Genomic DNA, 23,261 nt, shown 5'->3' on the forward strand with positions numbered 1-23,261 from the left:
TTGGTTTATTTTAAATTCTCTATAATTCTATTAGTTATATTTTCTTTTGTAAATCCAAATTTAGAGATTATTGTATTACCTGGAGCAGATTCACCAAAACGTTCAATTGCAAATATCATTCCATTATCACCAATGTATTTGTATCAAGACATCGGTGTTGCCATTTCAATAGCAATTCTTATTGTTTTTTTATCTATTATTGCATCTTGATAATCTTTTGATTGTTTATCAAATAGATTTGTTGATGGCATTGAAACTACCTTAGCAATGATCTTATGTTTTGCTAATTCTTGTTGCACATCAAGTGCTAGAGCTACTTCACTTCCTGAAGCAATTAAAGTAATTGCGGGATTAGTTGCATCACTGATAACATATGCACCACGACTTACTTTTTCAAATATATCAGCTGGTTGATCATTTGCTTGAGAATATGAAACTTGTCTTAAATTTTGTCTAGTTAAAATTATTGAAGTGGGGGTTTCTAACGATTGGGTTAGTCCTATTTTATAAGCTGCTATGGTTTCAGCATAATCAGCTGGTCTTATGACAATATGGTTTGGAATTGAGCGCAACATAGCTAATTGCTCAATTGGCTCATGAGTTGGTCCATCTTCACCAACGGCTATTGAATCATGTGTAAAAATATATAATTGTTGAAGCTGCATAATTGAAGCTAGTCTCATAGCTGGTTTCATATAATCTGAAAATACGAAAAATCCACTTGCTACAGGTAGTAATCCTCCATGAGCTGCAATACCATTGTTGATTGTACCCATTCCAAATTCTCTGACACCATACATAATGTTTCTACCAGATCTGTTTTCACTGCTAAAAATTCCATCCGCACCTTTAATTTTTGTTGAAGATGATAAATCAGCACTACCTCCGATTAACATTTGTTCTTCTTTTGAAATTTGGTCAAAGATGTTTCCCGAACTAATTCTAGTAGCTTCATCTGAACTAGGAATGTTTGCTAGTAGTTTTTCAAAATCAAATGTGATTTTTTTAGCGATTGCATTTTCTAAAATTTGAGCTTGTTGATCATAAGTTTTTTTGTATGATGCAAATAGTTCATTTCATTCTTGTTCGGCTTTAGCACCTTTGTTAGCATTAATTTCTCAATGTTTATAAACTGCACTAGGAATTTCAAAATCAGCATAATTTCATCCAAAGGCATTTTTAACATTTATCATATCTTTTCCTAAAGGTGCACCGTGAACTGCATGTGTTCCTTGTTTTGTTGATCCAATACCAATAATTGTTTTAACTTCAATGTATGTTGGTTTGTCTGATTTTTGAGCTTGATGAATTGCATCTTCAATTGCTTGTAAATCTTCTCCGTCTTCAACTTTTAGTGTATTTCATCCTGCTGATTGAAAACGTTTGTGCATGTCTTCAGTATTTACTTCAGATACAAGTGAGTCTAATTGAACGTCATTTGAATCATGAATTAAAATAAGTTTATTTAATTTATTTTTTCCAGCAAAAGAAATTGTCTCTTGAGCAACTCCTTCTTGAAGATCTCCATCTCCACATAAAATATAAGTGTAATGATTAATTAAATCATAGTCTGGTTTATTATAAACAGCAGCTAAGTGAGTTTCAGCAAGAGCCATTCCAACTCCCATACTTAGTCCTTGACCTAGAGGACCTGTAGTTACTTCAACTCCTTCAGTTAAAAGAGCTTCAGGATGACCCGGGGTTTTACTTTCTCATTGTCTAAATTGTTTTAGATCTTCAATTGACAAATTATAGCCAGCTAAATGCAAAGCTGCATATAATAATGAACTACCATGACCTGCAGATAAAACAAAGCGGTCTCTGTTAAATCATTTAGGATTTTTTGGGTTAAAGTTCATAATTTTGTTAAATAGAACATAAACAATGCCAGCAGCACCTAAAACAACTCCGGGATGACCTGAGTTTGCTTGATTAACAGCTTCTACTCCAAGTATACGTAAAGCGTTTAAGTTATCATTACCTTTATTTTTCATTGTTATTTACCTTTCTTAACTGTTTGATTTTTATAGGAGTTATATCATTGTTATTTGCATCAATAACTTTTACATTTAATAGTTGCTCTTTAAAACTACTTTGAAATAATTCTAAATATCTTTTTTTAAGCAATTCTCGATAGTTAGATTCTTGGTCAATTAGTGGTCTTGTGTTTTTAATTTTTGCTAAGTTATTAATTTCAACAACTACTTCTTGCATTGTCATCTCTTCAATTTTTTCTGACATATTTTTTCCCTTTTACTTTATATATTTTATAACAATAACTTATTTAAATTAATGGTTTTCTTAAAGAGACTAAAGTTGATTTTGTCTCACCGGGAATCTTTATTTTGATATTTAAAGGTTCTTTAACAACAAAATTAATTCATCCTAGTCCTGAAATTGAAATATCAAATTCTTGATTAAGATCATTTTTTGTAAAACTAAATTGATATGTATTAATTTTCTGACTAGAAATATGTGGAATTAGTACTTTATGGTTCTTTTTTCAATAATCTATTGCATTATTTGTTTGAGTTCTATGTAAATTGATGTTTTTATTAACATAAATGTGAAAATCAGTTTTAGTTTCTGATTGATAGTCAAACCAAGCTACTCCAGCAAAAAAGATACTATTATTAGAACTTAATCTATAGCTAAATTGTTTTAACTCTTGTTTAAAATAACAATACTTTAAAAATTTTTGATCCATTAAATTTGAAATGCTATTTGATCTAGTTATTCCAGCACTATCATAAATAACAGTATTTGCATCTAATCTAATACAAATAAATTCTAAAGTTGTATTCAAAAAGTTAGAAACAACAATCCTTGGAGATAAATTACTTAATTCTAGCATTTTATTAATTAAACTAGATTTTCCAACATTACTAGCACCTATAAAATATTGTTGATACTGATTATTGTTTTGTATTTCACTAAATAATGGCTCAGCTAGGTTTAAAGTTTTTGATGAAACTAGTAAAATATCAGCATTATTTAGACTGGTGTTTGCAAACAATTTAGAAATATAATTTTTAATTTTTGATAGTTTAACTGATTTTGGTAATAAATCTATTTTATTGATTACCAGTTTAACTGTGTGCTTTTTAATAACCTTTTCAATTTCAGCAATTCTTGAGCCTTCAATATCAAAAACATCTAAAACATAATAAAAAATTAAATCTTCATCAGCTTGATCGACTAATCTTTGAATTCGATCAAAAAACTCACCTACAGCAATTTCATTAGAAACTAATTGATTATAATTTTTAATTTTAAAACATCTTAAACAATAAGCGTGATCTATATTTTCAACAAAACCAGCTTGTAACTTGTCTTGATTTTGTAAAACGCTTCCACATCCCAAGCATGATTTCATACAAATTGTCCTTTCTACTAACTAAAAGCTTTAAATGATAGACTTATCTTTTTTAATATATTTGTTCTTGCTATCATCAAATTTAGAAAAAGAGTATAAAAAATCTATTAAATATAAAATTTTTAAAACATCATTAAAACAATGCTTTTTAGCTAGATTTATCTTATGCCTATATTCTTTAAATTGTTGTTCATCTAAACTATCTAGACTAAAAAATTTTAAGGCCACAGAACATAATTGATAGATATTTTCTTGTTCATCAAATCCGGGATCAGTAAAAACTTGGTTGAAATAATCAAAAAACTTTTTTAAACTAGGAAGCTGAATAGTATTTTCACCTATTGATCCTTTGTTTAAATTTTTGGGATTATAAAACTGTTGGTTATTTTGATCAGTATTTGAAAAGCTTAAGTTATGTAAAATCTTGTAAACATCAAAAGAATTTACTTTGTAAGTTTTAGTTGTTGGATCTAAGATAAATAGTTCAGAGTGTTTATTTTTTAGAATGGCTTGGTTTTGATTAATTCATAATTCAATAATTTTTTTATCATTTGCACTACCTGCAAAAATAATGGTTCTTATCTTTTTATTAATACACATATTTAAAAAACTATTTTTTAATGAGTTGTATTGTTTAAAAAAGTTGTAGTTTAAGTCTTTGAAATTTCTTTTAATTGTTAATGATTTAATTGCCTTTCGATTAACTCTATAATAAATTTCGTTCATATTTTTTGCTAAAGAATACTGTAAAACATAAACTAAATCTTTTTGATTTTCGTCATATAAAGTTGGTTCAAGATTATCATAGTTATGTGATTTGTTAAAAAATTCTGTATCAACAATAATAGCTGGCCACTTTATTTTTTTTAGTTCTTCTAAAGTTTGTTTTTTATCAATATAAAAGTATTGGAAATTGTTTAAAAAATATTTTTTATCACTTGAAATTATTATGTTAAATTTCATACTTATCATCTTTTCTCATCAATAATAATATCAAAAGAGACTTACTTATAATATATTTATTTAATATAATAAAAATTGACAAAGGAGTTACAATGAGCAAAAACTTAACAAATTTTAATGATTTAATTTTTTCGACCTTAAAAGCAAGTATGCTAAAAATTCTTAATAGAGAAAATGATTTGCCTTTTGTCGAAAAACTTAGAGAGGTTTTTTTAAGTGTTGATAAATCTAACCAAGAAATTAAAGAAATTCTAAAATCACTACCAAGTGAAAACGAAATTCAAGCTAATGCTTATCAAATTATAGATGATATTTATAAATCTAAAGATATCAATGTTTTAAAAGAATATTTATTAAAATTTAAAGATGTTCCAGAAGCAATTCAACAAAATAATTACATTCCTCAATTTACTGAAAATTTAGCTAATGAATTAAACGAATTAATTTCAAATATTGAATTAACAAGAATTTTTAGTATTTATAACTTTTTTATCGATGATCTTGAAATTGTTTTAAAAAGAGTTGGAGCTGATGAAGCTATTGAAGACATTGATTATTTTGACTTACATTATTTATTTAATAAGAGTTTAGATTCAAAATTAGAAAATGTTCTTTCAAATGTTGAAATTGAAGCTCCTTTTAAAGCATTGATTGAACAAAATTACAACAAGATACTAAAAATTGATGATTGAAATCAAAAACAAAAATTTTTCAATAAAGTAACTAACACTTTTGCAAAACGTTTCTTAGATAAAATGACTAAGGAATTAGAAGAAATGTATATGAACTTTGATGATGAGTTTATTACTAAATTTGCAACAACAAATAAATTAACTGATCTGCAATTTTATATTGAATTTATATCTGAGTTATTAGAAAATTTCCAAAAATTGCATTAATAGAATCTTAAAAACATTCTACATCCTTGATATATTCATAACCTTTTAAAGTAATTTCTCTTCCCTTAAATGTTCTGATAATTAAATTTTGTCTAATTAAAAACGGCTCAATATTATTTGAAATTATCATTGGAGTTGTATTTAAAAGATGAGAAATATTTTCAAGACCCATTACTTTATTTTTAGATATGATTTTTAAATATTTAATTTCTGTAACTGTTAAACCTAATTTAAAGATTCCTAATTTATTAAAAACATTATCTATATAATTAATATCAATTGTTTTAGGATTATCAACAACAATATGATCATTAATTCTTTTAATTAAGTTAATTGCAATTCTTGGAGTTTGTCTACAGTGATTTGCAATATAACTATATAAGCACTCTTCTAACTTTAAATTCAATTTCTTACAATAAAGTTCAACAATTTTGCTCATATCTTTTAAATCATATTCTTCAAGTGTAAAACTAATTGGAAACCTATTTAATAAAGGACTTGGTATTTTATTAATTTCAGTAGTTGCAACAATCATTGTAAATTTAGGTAGTTCAATATTTACAACCTTAGAATTATAATCTTTTCCAATAATAATATTTAATTTATTTTCTTCTAAAGCAGGATAAATGATTTCTAAAATTTCTTTATTTACTGCATGAATTTCATCAATAAAAATTATATCTTTTTCTTTAATACTAGTTAGTACTGAAATAATGTCACTACTTTTTTGAAGACTAGGACCATTTAAAATTCTAATTTGTGTTTTTAATTGTTTTGATAATAAAAAAGCTAGACTAGTTTTACCATAACCACTAGGTCCATATAAAAAGATGTGATCGACAACTTTGTTTTGTTTTTTAGCTGAAGCTAAAAATATTTTTAAATTACTAATAATATGATCTTGACCAATATATTCATCTCAAGTTTCAGGTCTAAACATTGTTAATATTTAAAAGAACATATTTAGTTAATTGGTCAGTGTTTAATTTATTATCAGCATTAATAATAACTTTGTAAATATCTTTAGTTTTATATCCTAATTTTTCTAAACTAATTAAGACTTTTTGTTTTTTCTCACTTAACTGATTATTAAATAGTGCTTTTTGAATTGCATTAATAATTAGTTTTGCAGTGTATGCTCCAATCCCTTTAATTTTTAAAATCTTATCAATATCACCTATTCTAAAAATTTCAATTAACTCTTGATAACTATAATTATCTAAAATCTTTAAAACTGTTTTTTGACCTATTGTATTAATTTTTATCAAAATCTCAAACAGATCACGATTATCTTGATTTACAAAAGCAAAGTCCTTAATTTCATTTTCGATTCAGATAGTTGAAATATACAACTTAAGTTGGTCGTTTAACTTTAATTGCTTTGCATCATTTTTAGAATAATAAAATTTATAACAAACATCATCTTTTAATAAATATAAATAATTCTGATCAATTTTTTCTAGTTTAGCTATTATGTATTCTTTCATACTATCACCTATTAAAGTATTAGTAAAAAATAAAAAAAATGAACCTAAAAAGGTTCAATCAATTACTATTATTTGAATTTACGGTTTTGTTTTTGTTTGTAAATTCTTTTTTCTTTTTTACTTAAGTGATATTCACGTTTTCTTGCTTCAGCTTTATTAGAAGAAGCCACTTTTTGGAAGCGTTTTAATGCTTTTTCGATTGTTTCTCCATCGTGTACAATAACACTTGCCATTAACTTTTCAACTCCAATTCAATACAAATATAATTTTATATTATTTTTTGTAAAAATAAATAGCTAATAAATTAATAATTATGAACAAATGCTACGTCAATAATGTGAGTCGGATCATCACTATCTTCTAGTTTAATAATTTGCTGTTGCTTTTGATTTTTATCTGTTGTTACACCCATTCCAACAACTGAATAAATTTTATTTTCTCAGCTAATTAGTTGATCTAATTTTGGAAGATATGCAAGTTGTAGAACATGGTTAATATTTGTTAAATGATCTGCACTAAGTTCATCAATTACTACGTTTAGATTCTCATTATCAATTTTAGTTTTAGATTCTAATTTAGTATCTGAAATTTCATCATCTTCTTCAATATCATCAAAATCATCTAAGAATTTTTCTTTCATATATGATAAGTCTTGAGTATTAAAAATTTCATCAATTAATTCATCTTCTAGTGGTTCAGTATTGCCAATAATTTGATTTTCTTGATATTTGTGATACCTATCTAAATCTACAGTGTGAGTACCAAAATCACTAGGGTCAAAATCAATGATTTCACCATTAAGATCATCAATGGTTTTAAATAAAGTGTGTTTATCATCTTGATCTAATAGGATATCTAAACTATCATTTGCAATTTTATTAGTTTGATCAAGTTCAAGATTTAGATCATTTTTTTGTTGTTCTGTTAGTTCTGAATCATCATTAACTAAATCACTATTTTGATAGTCTGGTGTTGTTTTAACAGAATCTTGTTCAAGTGGTTGAGTGTTTGAAAAGTTATTAATACTAGTAGTATCAGGTTCAAGTTCTTGCTCATCTCAACTAGTTTCAGTTTGATCAGATTTTGCAGTTAATTGTTTCTCGAAATCACTTTTTTGATTTTCAGATTCAAAAAAATTTTCTTCGAATTGATTTGACTGAGAATTGTTTGATGCAGTTTTATTAATTAATTCAGAATCGGTGTTATTAAAAGTGGTATTTAGATGGGTTGTTAGATAGTCATTTTCAGTGATTAGCTCAGAAATTAACTGATCATTTTGATCAACTTTAGACAAAATAGAATCATAATTTTCAGGTCTAATATTAATGTCAACATCATTGCTTAATAATTGATTTTGATTATCAAAAACAAAGACTTGATCATCAATAGTCTTTTCTAAAGAGTTATTAAAGATTTGATCGTTTGAAGTTTGTAAATCTAAATCTGTTTCAGATGAAGAAAAATCATTTTCAGAATTTGAATTGTTTTTTTGGGTTGCTCAAAATAAAGGTTTAATTCTTTCAAGTTCTTGTTGATATTTTTCAAGCTTTTTTTGTAGATAATTATCTATTTTTTCTTGATCTTTTTTTCTTTGTTGATAATCTCTCATTTTTTGTTCTTGAAGTTCTTTTTTAAGCTTAAGTTTATCTTGTTGTTTAGTTATTTTTGTAGATTGTTCATCTTCAAATAAATCATCAAATCTATTAACAAACTTTGAAAAAGCATTAGTTTTATCTTTATCATTTTTTTCTAATCAAATTATGTATCTAATGTATTTGTCGACAACATCTATCATATATGGTTCAAAATCAATAAGATCAACTGCTAACATTTCTTTAGTGGTTTCTAAATCAAATTTTTTAATAAAGACATAGTCATCGATTTTATTTATAATTGAAGTAGTCATATAGTCTTGAATTTTTTTTAACATTTTGATCATTCCTAGCTATTCATTATAATTATATTTAACCAAAGTAACATATAATATCATTTAGTGTTTAAAAATAAGTTTTGGTTGTAAATAAGTTATAAGTAGTTATAAAAATTAATAAAATAGAGTTATGGTGAAAATAATGAAAAAGTTTTTCAATTACATTTTGATTTTAATTTTATTTATCAGCTCACTTTTTTTAATAAAACCAGCAAGATATCAAACTTTTGATAATCAAAATTCAAAATTAATTCGCAATTTTCATAGCGACATGCCTCATTCTGATGGTTTGATGTGAGGTGGAAGTGCTTTAAGATATTTTTTATATCGTAATTCAACAGCTTTTAGTACCGATAAAACTGAATATGAAGAATTTGTAGATTCTATTCTTGAATTTAGCTTAGTAAAGGGTATTGTTTTTAATCCCAGAATTGATAATATTACAATTCAAAGATTAAAAGAAGCTGCTAAAGAAAAATTTAAATACGATTTTATTTCAAGCTTTTTAGTAACTTCAGCTTATGGTTCTACTTCAGATCAAGAATTTTTCGCTGAATCTTTTAATAAATATATTAGTTCTAATGAAAACCAAAAAAATGTTGTTTGATACTTATTAGACCACTTTTTTACTAAAACATTTGTAGAACTAAAAAATAGTCCAAAAATTAATGCTGAATTAGATACTAAAGATGAATGACAAGAAGTAAAAAAAATTATAGAAAATGATTCTAGTAAAATTAAGGATCTTGAATATAAATTAAAACCAGAAACTACCTGGACACCTTCAAATGATTTAGATTTTGAATACAGTCCAGCATCTCAAAATAATTATGGTTTTTTAAATCCATGATATGCTCAAGAATCTATCAGTGCAATAGGTTCAAATATTTATACAAATAATCTATTTAAAAAGTTTAATTACTCAAATTTTGTAACTAGACAGCCAAAAATGAAAGAAAAATTTCAACAATACATGCGTTATACAAGACATAAACCTAAAAAACCCGTCCTAGAAAAACAAAATCTATATAAAGACATAAATCACTTAGACAGTGTATGAAAAGAAAAATCTAGATTTAACCTAGGTTCAGCTAGTGCGATCGAAATAAAGAAAAATCTAGATTTTGTGAGTTCATTTTTTGAACACAGAATCGCTAACTTTAAAAAAGATTTGTATGATAATACTGTTAAATTATTCAACATCTTAGAACTTATGACTCAAAATAGATTAGATAGAATTTTTATTAATCTAATTCTAACTTCAGATAATGAAATAGTAGATGGTAATGGTAAGAGTTTAGGTAAAGGGGTAAACGGAGTTACTTTTACTTCCATTGATCTTAAAAATCGATCAACCACTTTTAGTTATGTTGTTATAAGAATTAGTAGCTTTATTCCTAAAATAAATCAGGATCAATACAATAAATCTTGATTTTCAAGTAACAATAAATTTCAAACTCTTAACCATGAATTTGGTCATGTTGTTGATGGTTTTTTATCTAAAAGCAAAGAACTTATTGATCAACCTTTTAATTCAAGTTTTTATGCTAGTCATCAGCAAAAAGATCTTTATAAAGGAAGTCATCCTAGTAGCGAAGTTTTAGTTTGGAAAAATACAATTAAAAGAATTTTATATATTGTTGCTGCAGCAGTTATAATAATCATTTTTACTATTATCATTTTTAAATCAAGATCTAAAAAACAAAATAGTCAAGACTAAAATATTAAATGTTAGGAAGTTAAAATGAACTATAAATCATATAAGTTTTTAAAATATCTAGCAACTCTTTCTAGTGTTATCTTTTCAATAGCCATTTTAATTGCTTTTATCCAACAAACTAGAACTGATAAACTATTTACTAGTCTAACTGCTTTTATAACTTTAGAAATTATTTTAATAGTCCTTGGAATTATATCTTTTATTACATATCTGATTATTAGATTGAAACTAAGAAATAAAACAGAGTATCAAAATACTAAAAAAGATAATATTTATTTAATAACTAGTTTTATTTTATATATAGTTGTAATCGTACTTGTAATTAGTTATTTTTTGATTAGCTTAACAGTTAATAATCAGAACATTTTAAAAATACTATTTTATGTATTTATGCCTTTGAGCGTTATTCTTGCAATCATAGCTTCTATTAGTGAAACATTGTCTAGATTAAATGAGCAATTATTGTTATATAAAAAAGAGTATCAAAGAATTCAAGCCCAAGAAAATAAAAAGCAAGCTAAAATTGTTAAAAAAAAGGCTTCTGATCAATCTCAAGTTTCACTTGATGATCCCAACAATCCTTTTAATGACTAAACTTACAATTTGTAAGTTTTTTTTATTTTAACTTGAATAATGTTTTAGTTATCAAACATTTGAATAATTGTTTCTTGTAAAGTTGTATTTCTTGGTTTTGCTTGTTTTTTAATGCCACTTAAAAAAAATTCTTGTTTTGCGATTATGATTAAATGTTTTTTAGCTCTTGTAACTGCTGTATATAACAGTTTTTTATCGATAAATTGGTTAAAATGGTTAGAATCTAAAACTAAAATAACTGTATCATATTCACTACCTTGGGTTTTATGAACACTACATGCATAACTTAATGTTAGATCTTCAAAATTTTGGTTAGTAAACTCTAGTTCGATATTATTAAAATTAACTATAGCACTAAGAAATTTATTCTGCTTTTTATTAATTGCTTTTATAATTCCAACATCTCCATTTGAAATATTTAATTTACTATCATTTTTTAAATACATTATTTTGTCATTAACAACATATTTGGTTTTTAATCTTTGATAGACTTTTTGCTCATTAAATGAATTCAAATTAAATGTTGACTGGATAAAATCATTCAAATTATCAATTCCAAAAGTTCCTGCATACATTGGACAAATAATTTGAATGCTATAAGGGTTGATAAAATTTAGATCTTTTTGATAATATTTTTTAATTTGTTCTAGACAATAGTCTTTATTCTGATCAAAAATAAATTCCACATTATTAAAATCATTAATTTTATTAAGATCAAAATTATCATTTTTAATCATATATGCTAATTGGATAATTCCATTATTTTTGCTTTGGCGATGAATTTGATTTAAATTAATCGCTTTAATTTTATTTGATTTGATAATATCAGCAAAAGCATTTCCATAACTAACACTTGGTAATTGATCTGGATCTCCAACTAAAACAATTTTTTTAGCATTAATACTAGATAATAAAAACTGACTAAACAACCTATTATCAATCATTGAACATTCATCAACAATTAATAAATCAAAATTTAAAGGATTTTCTTTATTTATAAAAAATCGATCTTCATCACCATCATATTGTAATAGTTTATGAATAGTGGTAGCTTCTGAACCAGTAAAACTTTCTCTAATTTTTCCAGCTGCACGACCAGTTGGTGCTGAAACTGAAAATTTAGATGATTTAAAGATTTTTTGAAACAACTTAACAATTGCTTGAATGATTGTTGTTTTACCAGTTCCAGGACCACCTGTAATAATTGTAATATTATTAGTTGCAAAAGCTTTTAAAGCATCAATTTGAGATCGGTCATATTTAAAATCTTTGATATTGCTAGTAACACTAATTTTTTGTTCAATTTCTCGAATGAATTTATCTAATTGTTGATCAGAAAGATTACTTTTATTATTTAAAGTATTTTTTTGATGATACATTAACATTTCACTAATATGTTGTTCATCATAATATGAAGTGTTTGTATAAACCCTATTATCTTTAAAAATTAATAGTTCATGTTCTTTGCTAAACACCAAACTATTTAATAAAATTTCTTTATTTTCACTCACATCAAAATCGATTAATGTTTCAAGTCTCTTGACTAATGTTTTTTGATCAGTATAACTATCTCCTGTTGAAAACAAAATTTGATTACACGCGTGTAAAGTTCAATAAGCAATTCTTGCTATATCATTTGGTTTTTTAGAAAAATGCAACCAGATTTTATCAATATCTTCAATTTTTCCCAAATTAAATTTAAAAGCAAAATCAAAAAAGTTGTTAGATAATATATCAACTATTTTTTTTTGATCAGTTATATGTTGTTGTAGTTTTTTTAGAATTTTCAAATTTAATTGATGATTAATAAACTCAGATGTCAAAGAATTATTTTGTTCAATATCATAAATGATTTGATAAATATGTTCTAATTTAAATTTATTAATTCCTTTAATTGAGAAAAATTTTTCTCTATCTTCTAGTATTTCTTTTATAAAATCACTTGAATAATGTTCGGCAATCTTTTTAGCAGTCAAATTTCCAATCCCAGGAAAAACATCAGATTTTAAAAAATTAATAATTTGTTGTTGAGTATCAATATTTGCCAATACAAAACTAGAAACTTCAAAACTAGATCCATACTTTGGATGAGTAATTACAAATCCGTTTAGCTCATATAGAACTTTTGGTTTCATTAAACTAATTGGACCTTTAATTTTTATGGTTTTTTTAGCATTATCTTCGCTAGCGAAAATAGCTAATGCCCAATTATCAGATAAATATAAAAATTTAATAATATATCCTCTGATTGTGATTATTTTTTCCATAATTTCTCTCACTTCTAATGACTAGTCTAATTCATCTTTATACAACTTATTTTTAAATTCGATCAGTTCTAATTGCTCTTGTTCTTTTTGTTTTTGATATTTTAATCTTTTAATAGCTCGTAACTGTTTTTTACTTGGAACTATTTGATGATTTTGATATGCTAATAAAATTGCTTCATTTTCTTGTTGAATTTGATATTCTTTATTTCTTTGTAATAAACTTAACAATGTACCAATAATAACTCCAAAAACAGCAGAAACTATCGCTATTAAAAATCTAACTGCCGATTTAACTGCCACTGCTACTTTTCAATGATACATTAGATCTCCAGTATAAATAATTGAAACACAAACCATTGCTAATCCTAAACAATAACTAAAAGCATCGGCTTTTTGAACTTTTAAAAGTATTAATATTCAATTGATAAAAACAACTATTATTAAATAAGCTATACAAATTAAAGCTAAATATAAATAAGCTAATTTTCCTAGTCTATCATAATAATTTCAGCTATATTGTTGAAAATCTCCACCAAATAAAAATAACACAACTAAAAATAAACTAACAACTGTTGTTAGTTGCACTAAGATACTTATTCAAATAGGTGTTCTTGACTGATTAAATCTTATTTGTTCAATTAACTTTTGTTTTTCTTTTGTTTGCATTAGCTTAGTCCTTAATTATTTTTAGTATATCAAAAAGAAATTTTAATAAAAATAAAAACACCCAAGGGTGTTTTAATCAGAGAATGACTCTATACGTAAAAATAATTTTTTACAAAATATATATAATTTAACAATGACATTTGCGTGCACATCGTACACAAGGTTATTATATTATAAGCATTTTATTTTTTCAAACATATAAACATCACTTTTACATTTCAAATCTCATCAAATTTCAACTATTTAAAAAATCTAAAAATTTCTTAAATATTAATATTAAAAAGGTGAGATTTATAAATAAATATCACCTTTCAAAATTTAGACTAACCAATAAAATCACTAATTAATAAATCAACATTTTCATACACAATTATTTTTACTGTTCATAAATTATTAGCTATAATTTTCAAATATTTCAAAGACTTTTTTCATGCTTTTTTGTTGCTTTTTAAGTGTACTAAAACATCTTGAATCAATTTTTTTAACAAATTTGTCTAATAGATAATCAGAGTTAGAAAATCACTGTTTTTTAGAACCATTAAATAAGCTAAAAGTTGATGACACACAACCTACGAAATAATCACAATATCTTATTACTGGACTAGATATAGAATTCAGTTGATTGACTGTTATGTTTAAATTCTTAAACTTGGTTTGATTATAAAAACAAGTATCTAAATAATCTTCAAGACCATAAAGTTTAAACATTTTATTTTTTGCATTTTTATCTTTAACTTTAGGTATGTCTTTTCTTTGATCTATATAGATTTTGACTGTTATCTGATCGTTTGCTTGCAGTTTATGATTGTTTGCAAGATTTTGTAAAATTCGTTCTAGTGAAAAAAATACCATCATATTATATATGGCATTGATATTAATAAAATCTGCTTGTCACTTTTTAAGATTCGAAGCTATAACAAAATTATGTTGCTGATTATTTTTTAATTTATCAATTAGATAATTTTTGTTTTGATAAGACATATTATTTCATTTAACTTCTTTGTCGTTATGTGATGAAGTGTTATTTCTGCTATAGTAATTGATCAAATCTTTTTCATTTAAAAAGCGATATTTTTTAATTGATTTTTCTGTTTTAGTAATATTTGAAGCAATTTTGTATTTTGCTGATTCAATTTCACTAGGATCATCACTTTGTAAATAAAAACCACCAACCACAAAAAAATCCGACTTTGCGTTTCCGCTTTCATCAATAAAAAAATGAATATAACGTCTCATCAGTCAATCAACTCCGTAAAAAAAGAGAGGTGATTTCCTCTCCCTGCACAGGATCCCACGTACTTCATATTATTACTAATATATACGTTTAAGCTTGCTGAGGTTGTTCTGCGTCTTACATATATATAATATCATACTGATCAAAAATAAATAATTTAGTTTTACTTGAAAGCACATTAAAATTGAACTATTTAATAAAGTTAAGATAACTAATTGACTATCTAAAAGTATCAATATAATTCAACTTTTATTTTTATAGTTAATTTTAATAACAAGTTTAGCTTATTTTAAACATAAAAAAACACTGCTAGAACAGTGTTAAGGTTATTTTCGATTGGAGCAGGTGAAGGGAATCGAACCCTCACAGTCAGCTTGGAAGGCTGAAGTTCTACCATTAAACTACACCTGCATTTATGACACTTTATAATAATATTACAGATAAATATTAGTGTCAATAAATTTTGAATTTTTTTTAAATTATTTTCTGATTCCTAATTTTTCAATAACATCTTTGTATCTATTAACATCTTTTCTAACTAAATAATTTAAAAAGTGTCTTCTTTGAGCAACTTTTTTTAATAGACTTCTTCTTGTTGGAACATCTTTTTTGTGAACTTTTAAGTGTTCTGTCATATTTGAAATTTCTTTAGTTAAAATCGCAATTTGTACTTCAGGTGCTCCAGTGTTTTTTTCTGATCCACCAAATTCTTTAATTAAAGCTGCTTTTTCTTCTTTTGATATCATTAAATATCGCTCCCTTTATTTGATTTATCATTGTATTATCAAAGACATATTTGGGACAGATATTGTCTTTGGTAAACTATCAACTAAGATATTATAACACTAAAAATAGTTGAGTAACTACTTTTTTAAATTAATGCCTAATAATTTTTGAGCTTGCTGATTTTGATTATTTTCTAGTAATTTTTTAATGTTTGTTGATGAAACATCATTATCTCTTTTTTCGACAATCACATTATCTGAACCAAATTCTTGAATCAAATAATTTATATCACCTTCAGCATGATACCCAAACTTAAAATCTTCACCTTCAATAATTTTTATCACATTTAATTTAGTTTTTAAAACTTCGACAAACTCTTGTTTTGTAGTTAGAATTAATTCTTGATTTACTTTGATATTATAAAAATAATCTAATTGTTTAAGATTATTATTTATATAATCTAGTTTTTGAAATTTAGATGAAATTGGTTGATATGATTTGTGTTGCACAAAGTTTTTAATTTTTTTGTCAAAACTAATAATAATACTATTTAAATTTTGTTCTTGAGCTATTTTTAAAACTTGTCGGATAATTTTTTGATGATAAATATGAAATCCATCAAAATTACCAATTGTAACAATTGATTTTTTATCATTACTAATAGGAGTAATTTCACTAAATGCTGTTTCAAAATATTGCATTAAATATCCAATCCTCCTCGTTTAGATTTAAAAATGTCACCTTCAAATCTTTGATAACAAGCAATTAAGTTATTTTGATCATCACTTATAAAAACAGTATCTGAATCAATATTTTTTAATTCAATTTTTTTACCTTGTTTAACACTTAAAAAATCATCATAATAAACAATTGGATAATTAGTAGTTTTGATCGTGTCAGCTATTGAGATTAAATCGTCTCAGCTAAGTTCGTTAACTAGTTTGGCATTACTTATAACAAATTTTCCTGACTGGGTTCTTCTTAGATTTTTAACATAACTTATTGTGTTTAAATCTCTGGCAATGTCAACAGCTAAACTTCTAATATAGGTTCCTTTAGAACAATAAACATCTAAAGTTAGTTCATGGTTTTGCTGATCATAGTTTAGTAATTTTGTACTATAAATAGTAACTGTTCTTGGTTGTAAGTCAACTTTTTGATCTGCTAAAGCATACTGATATAACTTCTTGCCATTAACTTTAATAGCTGAATAGATTGGTGGAGTTTGTTTGTAAGTGTAATTATTATATTTATTTATAACTAAGTTTAGTTTTTCTAAACTTATTAGAAAAACTTGACTAGTTTGAATAACTTCTCCTTCAGCATCAAAAGTATCGGTTTGAGCAAATAGTTTCAAAGTCACAAGGTATTTTTTAGCATCATTTAATAAATAATCACTAATTTTAGTTGCACTATTAACTAGACAAATCACAACTCCAGTTGCTAAGGGGTCTAAAGTTCCACAATGACCAATTTTTTTGATATTTAATTTCTGTTTGATCTTTTGAATAAGTTTATTTGTACTTATGTTTTTAGGTTTATCAACGATAAAAATTCCTGAATTTTGCTTCATGATTTACTAATTCAAAAACCCAAGCATAAACTTGGATTTTTTAATAATTATTTTGAATTTTCTTCAGCTAAAATTTCGTTAATACGATTAGCATGCTCTAAACTTTTGTCATATTCAAAAAATAGTGTAGGAACATTTCGTCAATCTAGTTTTGAAGCTAAAATCATTCTAATTTTTTTTGATTCATTTTCTAGTTCTTGACTAACTTTTTCTCTAGTAATATCTTGATTAACTGGTAAGAATGTGTAAAAGATTTTAGCGTGAGTGGCATCAGCTGATAGTCTAACTTCTACTACTGAAACTGTTTTTAAAACTAAGTTTTGTAGTTCTTTTTGTAAAATTAAGTTCAGCTCTCGCATCATCAAAGATTCTTTTCTTTTTTGAAATTTTAAACTTGACATAATCGCGCCTCCTAGATTTATAAAATAATTATATCATCATAACTTTTTTTGATTTTTATACAAAAATATGCAAGTTGTAGAAAAACTATTTTTAATATTGTTGATGATCAAAGATCATATTTAACGTTTTTATAATAATTAGAACTTTATTAGATTTAAAAGATTAAATTATTTAACTAATTCCATTTTATAGGTTTCAAGTATATCTGCTTCTTTAATATCATTAAAGTTCTTGATAGTTAAGCCACCTTCAAATCCTTGTCTAATTTCTCTTGTGTCTTCTTTTGCTTGTTTTAATGAGTTAATTTCACCATCATAAACAACCACACCATTTCTTAAAACACGAATTTTGGCGTTTCTTGGAATTACTCCTTCAGTAACATAAAATCCAGCGATTGTACCAATTGCTGAGTGTCTAAATAATGCTCTAACTTCAGCTTGACCTAAAACAACTTCTTTAAATTCAGGATCTAAAATACCTTTAGCAGCAGATTCTAGTTCTTCAATTAACTTGTAAATGATATTATGTAGTCTGATTTCAATTCCATCTTCTTCAGCTTTTTTTCTTACTATTGCATCTGGTCTTACATTAAACCCATAAACAATTGTTAAACCATCTTTAATAGTTGTTGCTAGAGAAATGTCTGACAATGAAATAGCACCAACTGAAGCACGAACGATATTTAACTTTACTCCTACAATATTAATTTTAGCTAACGATCCTTTCAATGCTTCAGCACTACCTTGAGTATCAGTTTTGATAATTAAGTTAATTGATTTTAATTCTCCTTCATCAATATGTTGTTTGATAGCTTCTAATCCAAATGTTTGTTTAGCTTGTCTTTCTGCAAATTGTTGTTTTTTAAGTTGCGCTTCAGCAATCTCACGTGCCATTTTTTCATCATTAATTACAACAAACTTATCACCTGCTCTAGGCACTTGGTTTAATCCATAAATAACAACAGGTTTTGATGGTTCAGCTTTTAAAACTTTATGTTTATGTTCATCTTCAATATGCTTAATAGATCCATAAGTACTTCCAGCAACAACCATATCTCTTATTTCTAGTGTTCCTTGTTGAATAATCACTGAAGCAACTGGTCCTTTAGCTTTATCTAAATGTGCTTCTAAAACTACTCCTGATGCAAACTTATTGGGATTTGCTGTTAAATTTTGTAGTTCAGCAATTAGAATAATTGCTTCTTCTAATTTATCGATATTTATCTTTTGCTTTGCTGATCCTTCAATAAATGGTATTTCTCCACCAAATTCTTCAGCTACTAAACCATAGTTCATTAACTCAATTTTTACTCTATTAGCATCTGCTCCAGGTTTGTCAATTTTGTTAACAAAAACAATAATTGGAACACCAGCTAATTTAGCATGATCAATTGCTTCTTCAGTTTGTGGCATCACCCCGTCATCAGCAGCAACAAGTAAAACAACAATGTCGGTGATATTAGCTCCTCTACTTCTCATTTCAGTAAACGCTTCGTGACCAGGAGTGTCGATAAAAGAAATTTTTTTACCTGATTTAGTAGTGATTTGATAAGCACCTATAGCTTGAGTAATTCCCCCGGCTTCAGTATCAACAACATTAGAGTTTTTAATTGAATCTAATAAAGTAGTCTTTCCATGATCAACATGTCCCATAATAGTTACAATTGGGGCTCTTTCTTTTAAATCTTCAGGATTATCTGGTACTTCTAATAAACTTTCTAAAATATTTTCTTTAGTAAGTGAAGCTTCTTTTTTAAAGTCAAAACCAAATTCTAAACTTAATTCTCCCATTTGCTCTTCAGTTAAAATAGCATTCTGATTTAACAAAATACCTTGATTGAAAAAATATTTTAATATTTCTGCAACTGATCTATTAATTTTAGATGCATATTCAGCTACAGTTAAAGGTTCAGTGTAGATAAATACTCCATCGATTAATCCAGTAGCAACTTCTTCTTTTAATTGTTTTTTAATATTTTTTGTGTGTTTTTGTGCTGCTTGTTTTTTAATACTTTTTGATTGTTTTTTTGTCATATCAACACTCCCCTTCTACATGGATTTTATAATGTAGATTTAATTAATCTAATAAAATGGTAATTCTTTAACCCAATTGCAACTAAAACTGGTTTACCACAAGCTTTAGCTAATTGTTCTTTAGTTATTACATCAGAAATATATTCAACCTTTTTAGAATTACACTTATCAATAATTTTTTTCTTTTGACTTGCACCCATATTTGATGAAATTACCACAAAGCTAACTTTATTTTCTTTGATTTGTTCTAATAGTTTATTGCCACTAACAACATTATTTGAAGCATAAGCCATTCCAATTGCACTTAATAATTTATCGATTTTCATTAATATAATTTTCTAGTTCAAGATAGATTAAAGGATCTATTTTTGTTTTTAAACTTTTAGCAATTAAGTTTTTATTTTTTGCAATTTCAAGATGATTTAAATCGGCTTTGATATAAACTCCACGGCCATTAGCTTTTTGACTAGGGTCGATAAAAACTTCATTTTGTTTATTTTTAACAATTCTAATTAGTTGATTTTTAGGTAACATTTCACAAGAAACAATTTCTTTTCTTAAACTTTGATGATTATTCATAGTATTTATCATAATCTTCTATTGTTTCATCTTCATCTTCAACTTCTTGATCTTCAAATTGATTCAATGCTTGATTAAATGCTTCTAAATTTGCATTGATTTCATCGATGTTAGGTTCTTGTTCTAAGATTTCAACTTCTTTAGCTTTTTTGTTGGCTTTGTGTGGTTTTGATTCAGTAATTTCTAAGCTTTTAGTTTCAACTTCAACTGGTTTTACTAATTGTTCAGCTTGCTCTGAACTAACTTGTTGAACTGAAACTTGCTTTTCGAATTCTTGTTGCGCAACTTCAGCTTGAAAAGCAGCCAAAGCTTCAGTGTCTATTTCAGTGTTTGGTTTTTTATTTTTTTGATGTTTAATGATATTTGTTGGTTTTATATTAAATACTTTGTTTGATTGAATTTTGTTAGGTTGAGTTTTTGAAACAAATTCAAAATTATCATTTTCAACTTCAAATTGAGTAATATTTCCGTTTCATAGAACATCAATATTTTCATTTAAAGCATTTGACAGTGAGTAAATATTAATTTTAGATTTAATTAAATTAGCAACTAGTTTAGCAGCAATCCCTTCTTTTCCAATTGCTAGAGAAAGCTGGCGATCAGGAACAACAATATCATATTCTTCATCAATACTATTAATTGAGATCACTTTTACTGGAGACATAGCATTAATAATAAATGTTTGTTGATCTGGTTCTCATTTAACAATATCAATTTTTTCTCCCTTTAATTGTTGACTAATTTTATTAATTCTTGACCCTGCAACTCCAACAATTGAACCTATTGGTTCAATATTTTCATCTTTAGAAACTACAGCTACTTTAGCTCGCTTACCAGGTTCACGACTAACTGCTTTAATTTCAATTAGTCCCATTCTAACTTCAGGAACTTCTCTTTCAATCAACTTAGCTAAAAAATCAGGAGATGTTCTTGAAATAGATAGTTGTGAATAACGACTTTCTTTGGCAACAGATTCAATATAAACATCAATAATTTGATTAATTTCAAAAGTTTCATTGTTAATAGCTTTAGATTTTCATAAATATGCTGTAGTTGAGTCAATATCTAAAACATAATTACCTTCTTTGTTCATACCTGTAACTTTGGCTTGAACAATTTCACCTTCTAAACTGATGAACTTTTCATAAATTTTTTCTCTTTCAGCTCCACGAATTTTTTGTTGGAAAATTTGACGAACTTGGTTAACTACCATTCTTGAAAATTCTTCACTAAATTCAATAGGTTTAAAGATAACATCACCAATTTTAATGTCTGGATTTTTAATTTTAGCATCGGCTAAAGAAATTTCTAATCAGTCATCTTCAACTTCTTCAACGACTTTTAACTGTTGGTTCATAGTGATTTGACCTGTTTGTTGATCAATTTCAACTTGCACAACTGCATCAGTATCAAAAAACTTTTCATAAGCTTTTTGTAAACCTTCTTTAATACCAGAAATAATAATTTCTCTATCTATTTTCTTTTCATCTTCAATTAACTTAATTGCTTTTAACAATTCGCTTCCTTTTAACATAACTTCTCCTAAAACTTAACTGCGTATCTTGCAAATTTAATATCTGCTCAACTTAACTCAATCTTTTTTGGTTGACCTTTAACAAAAAATTCAAATTTAAATATTTTAGATTGATCATCATAATTAACTAAATATCCCATAAACTCACTTATATTTTTCACTTGTTGGTTAAGCTGAATATAAAGATATTCATCAAGAGCTTTTTGTAGTTCTTGATAAGTTCTAATTTCTTTTTCAATTCCAGCACTAGCCACTTCTAATAAATAAGGATCAATAATTTCTTTAACATCATCTAAAGCACGTGAAACTATTTCATTTGCTTTAACTAAAATATCAAAATCTAATCTCTTATTATTTTTAAGTTTATCTTGTACTAGAATTTGTAAAACATCACCAGCAAATTCTTGATGGTTATTAATTTGATAGATTTCTAGGTTTAATGATTCTAGTTTCTGATTGATTAAATCATAAAGCTTTTGCCTTAAAATATTAAAATTTTTCATTCTGCTCCTTTGGTCAAATAAATTAACAAAGCAAGGTATTAGATACCTTGCTTGTAGCTACATATTATATTCTAATACATAACTATTGTATATTTTTTATTAGATATTTTCAATAGCTTTAGTTACTTAGCAAAAGTAGCAAATTCGTGTTGAGACATTCGAATTTTTGGTTTTGGTTGAATATTTTTATTAACATAACCTAGACTCATTGCTAAAACTACTTGTTCATCATTTGTAAGATAATTATTTTCAATTAATAATTCGTTTAATTGTTTAGCATTAAACCCACCAATAATACATGAGTCAATATCTAAACTAGCAGCAGCAACAGTTGCAACCCCACTTGCAATATGAGCTGTGGTTTTACTTCAGTGATCTAATTCATTAGCATTAGCTAAGATTGCAGTTGCACTAATGATGTTATGTTTAAACTTATCAGCAATTTGAGATTGTTCTGGTTTAAAAATTGCATCAACAGATTTAGCTATGGTGTGATTTAAAATTTTATTAGCTTTATCTGAAACAAATAACAGACACTTATCTGCGTTAATAAAATTTTTTTGATTGTAAAATAAGCTAACTAAACTAGGTTTTAAGCTTGAGTTAGCATCAATTATTAAAAGTCTTAAATTCATTAAATTAAAAGCACTGGGTGTCATTCTAGTTGCTTGTAGAATTTCATTAAGATCTTGATCAGAAATTTTTTGAGTATTGTCAAAATCTCTTGCGCTTTTTCTATTAGTCATTAAATCTTTGATATATGTATTACTCATAA

General features: G+C 25.9%; 24 protein-coding genes and 1 tRNA gene. 3 read left to right on the plus strand and 22 right to left on the minus strand.

Annotation, left to right across the window (positions count from 1 at the left end; all coding sequences use genetic code 4):
- Positions 1-5 precede the first annotated feature (5 nt).
- The 4 genes from tkt to MPUT_RS03740 are packed head-to-tail and all read right to left on the minus strand — an operon-like array spanning position 6 to position 4,339.
- Positions 6-1,994, minus strand: a complete 1,989-nt coding sequence (gene tkt, locus MPUT_RS02225; protein WP_014035179.1) for a transketolase — start codon at positions 1,992-1,994, stop codon at positions 6-8.
- Positions 1,984-2,241 carry a DUF896 domain-containing protein gene (locus MPUT_RS02230; RefSeq protein WP_014035180.1) on the minus strand — a complete coding sequence of 86 codons (258 nt, stop codon included), beginning with the start codon at positions 2,239-2,241 and terminating at the stop codon, positions 1,984-1,986. Before MPUT_RS02230 ends, tkt begins: the two co-directional genes overlap by 11 nt.
- A 43-nt stretch (positions 2,242-2,284) precedes the next feature.
- Complete coding sequence (gene yqeH, locus MPUT_RS02235; RefSeq protein WP_014035181.1) at positions 2,285-3,376, minus strand: ribosome biogenesis GTPase YqeH; 1,092 nt, start codon at positions 3,374-3,376, stop codon at positions 2,285-2,287.
- A 30-nt stretch (positions 3,377-3,406) separates the two neighbouring features.
- Positions 3,407-4,339: a hypothetical protein gene (locus MPUT_RS03740; RefSeq protein ID WP_014035182.1), complete on the minus strand. Its 933-nt coding sequence runs from the start codon at positions 4,337-4,339 to the stop codon at positions 3,407-3,409.
- A gap of 92 nt (positions 4,340-4,431) precedes the next feature.
- Here MPUT_RS03740 and MPUT_RS02245 point away from each other — a divergent pair, with 92 nt between their 5' ends.
- A complete protein-coding gene (locus MPUT_RS02245; RefSeq protein WP_014035183.1) occupies positions 4,432-5,238 on the plus strand; it encodes a hypothetical protein in 807 nt (268 codons plus the stop codon).
- A gap of 7 nt (positions 5,239-5,245) precedes the next feature.
- Here MPUT_RS02245 and ruvB read toward each other — a convergent pair whose 3' ends face one another.
- The 4 genes from ruvB to MPUT_RS02265 all read right to left on the minus strand — a co-directional run bounded on the left by ruvB (position 5,246) and on the right by MPUT_RS02265 (position 8,655).
- Positions 5,246-6,178: a Holliday junction branch migration DNA helicase RuvB gene (gene ruvB / locus MPUT_RS02250; RefSeq protein WP_014035184.1), complete on the minus strand. Its 933-nt coding sequence runs from the start codon at positions 6,176-6,178 to the stop codon at positions 5,246-5,248.
- Positions 6,171-6,725 carry a Holliday junction branch migration protein RuvA gene (gene ruvA / locus MPUT_RS02255; RefSeq protein WP_014035185.1) on the minus strand — a complete coding sequence of 185 codons (555 nt, stop codon included), beginning with the start codon at positions 6,723-6,725 and terminating at the stop codon, positions 6,171-6,173. Before ruvA ends, ruvB begins: the two co-directional genes overlap by 8 nt.
- A gap of 68 nt (positions 6,726-6,793) precedes the next feature.
- On the minus strand, positions 6,794-6,958 hold the full coding sequence (rpsU, locus tag MPUT_RS02260) for a 30S ribosomal protein S21 (protein ID WP_004427726.1): 165 nt from the start codon (positions 6,956-6,958) through the stop codon (positions 6,794-6,796).
- Positions 6,959-7,029: 71 nt separating this feature from the next.
- Positions 7,030-8,655 carry a hypothetical protein gene (locus MPUT_RS02265; protein WP_014035186.1) on the minus strand — a complete coding sequence of 542 codons (1,626 nt, stop codon included), beginning with the start codon at positions 8,653-8,655 and terminating at the stop codon, positions 7,030-7,032.
- A 142-nt stretch (positions 8,656-8,797) separates the two neighbouring features.
- On the opposite strand from MPUT_RS02265, the gene MPUT_RS02270 reads away from it, so the two are divergent.
- Positions 8,798-10,375, plus strand: a complete 1,578-nt coding sequence (locus MPUT_RS02270; protein ID WP_014035187.1) for a hypothetical protein — start codon at positions 8,798-8,800, stop codon at positions 10,373-10,375.
- 24 nt (positions 10,376-10,399) lie between these two features.
- Complete coding sequence (locus MPUT_RS02275; RefSeq protein ID WP_014035188.1) at positions 10,400-10,969, plus strand: MFS transporter; 570 nt, start codon at positions 10,400-10,402, stop codon at positions 10,967-10,969.
- A gap of 44 nt (positions 10,970-11,013) precedes the next feature.
- On the opposite strand, the gene recD2 is transcribed toward MPUT_RS02275, so the two are convergent.
- From recD2 to MPUT_RS02345, 14 genes are all read right to left on the minus strand, one after another.
- Positions 11,014-13,236, minus strand: a complete 2,223-nt coding sequence (gene recD2 / locus MPUT_RS02280) for an SF1B family DNA helicase RecD2 (protein WP_014035189.1) — start codon at positions 13,234-13,236, stop codon at positions 11,014-11,016.
- Positions 13,237-13,257: 21 nt separating this feature from the next.
- Entirely contained in the window at positions 13,258-13,902 is a 645-nt protein-coding gene (locus MPUT_RS02285; protein WP_014035190.1) for a DxFTY motif-containing membrane protein, read from the minus strand.
- 393 nt (positions 13,903-14,295) lie between these two features.
- Positions 14,296-15,138: a DUF3800 domain-containing protein gene (locus MPUT_RS02290; protein ID WP_014035191.1), complete on the minus strand. Its 843-nt coding sequence runs from the start codon at positions 15,136-15,138 to the stop codon at positions 14,296-14,298.
- A 335-nt stretch (positions 15,139-15,473) separates the two neighbouring features.
- A tRNA-Gly gene (locus tag MPUT_RS02295) sits at positions 15,474-15,547 on the minus strand.
- Between the two features lie 68 nt (positions 15,548-15,615).
- A complete protein-coding gene (gene rpsO, locus MPUT_RS02300; protein ID WP_014035192.1) occupies positions 15,616-15,882 on the minus strand; it encodes a 30S ribosomal protein S15 in 267 nt (88 codons plus the stop codon).
- 117 nt (positions 15,883-15,999) lie between these two features.
- Positions 16,000-16,563 carry a nucleotidyl transferase family protein gene (locus tag MPUT_RS02305; RefSeq protein ID WP_014035193.1) on the minus strand — a complete coding sequence of 188 codons (564 nt, stop codon included), beginning with the start codon at positions 16,561-16,563 and terminating at the stop codon, positions 16,000-16,002.
- Complete coding sequence (gene truB / locus MPUT_RS02310) at positions 16,563-17,435, minus strand: tRNA pseudouridine(55) synthase TruB (RefSeq protein WP_014035194.1); 873 nt, start codon at positions 17,433-17,435, stop codon at positions 16,563-16,565. The genes MPUT_RS02305 and truB overlap by 1 nt, the downstream gene beginning before the upstream one ends.
- 47 nt (positions 17,436-17,482) lie before the next feature.
- A complete protein-coding gene (rbfA, locus tag MPUT_RS02315) occupies positions 17,483-17,836 on the minus strand; it encodes a 30S ribosome-binding factor RbfA (RefSeq protein ID WP_014035195.1) in 354 nt (117 codons plus the stop codon).
- Positions 17,837-18,004: 168 nt separating this feature from the next.
- Positions 18,005-19,870 (minus strand): translation initiation factor IF-2, encoded by a 1,866-nt coding sequence (gene infB, locus MPUT_RS02320; RefSeq protein WP_014035196.1) that lies wholly within the window; start codon positions 19,868-19,870, stop codon positions 18,005-18,007.
- Positions 19,871-19,896: 26 nt separating this feature from the next.
- Positions 19,897-20,196 (minus strand): L7Ae/L30e/S12e/Gadd45 family ribosomal protein, encoded by a 300-nt coding sequence (locus tag MPUT_RS02325; protein ID WP_014035197.1) that lies wholly within the window; start codon positions 20,194-20,196, stop codon positions 19,897-19,899.
- Complete coding sequence (rnpM, locus tag MPUT_RS02330; protein WP_014035198.1) at positions 20,183-20,449, minus strand: RNase P modulator RnpM; 267 nt, start codon at positions 20,447-20,449, stop codon at positions 20,183-20,185. Before rnpM ends, MPUT_RS02325 begins: the two co-directional genes overlap by 14 nt.
- Positions 20,442-21,983: a transcription termination factor NusA gene (nusA, locus tag MPUT_RS02335; protein ID WP_014035199.1), complete on the minus strand. Its 1,542-nt coding sequence runs from the start codon at positions 21,981-21,983 to the stop codon at positions 20,442-20,444. The genes rnpM and nusA overlap by 8 nt, the downstream gene beginning before the upstream one ends.
- Before the next feature lie 8 nt (positions 21,984-21,991).
- A complete protein-coding gene (gene rimP, locus MPUT_RS02340) occupies positions 21,992-22,486 on the minus strand; it encodes a ribosome maturation factor RimP (RefSeq protein ID WP_014035200.1) in 495 nt (164 codons plus the stop codon).
- A gap of 122 nt (positions 22,487-22,608) precedes the next feature.
- A complete protein-coding gene (locus MPUT_RS02345; protein WP_014035201.1) occupies positions 22,609-23,259 on the minus strand; it encodes a nitroreductase family protein in 651 nt (216 codons plus the stop codon).
- Positions 23,260-23,261 lie beyond the last annotated feature (2 nt).

Origin of the sequence: Mycoplasma putrefaciens KS1 (assembly GCF_000224105.1) — a bacterium.
Lineage (GTDB): Bacteria > Bacillota_I > Bacilli_A > Mycoplasmatales > Mycoplasmataceae > Mycoplasma > Mycoplasma putrefaciens.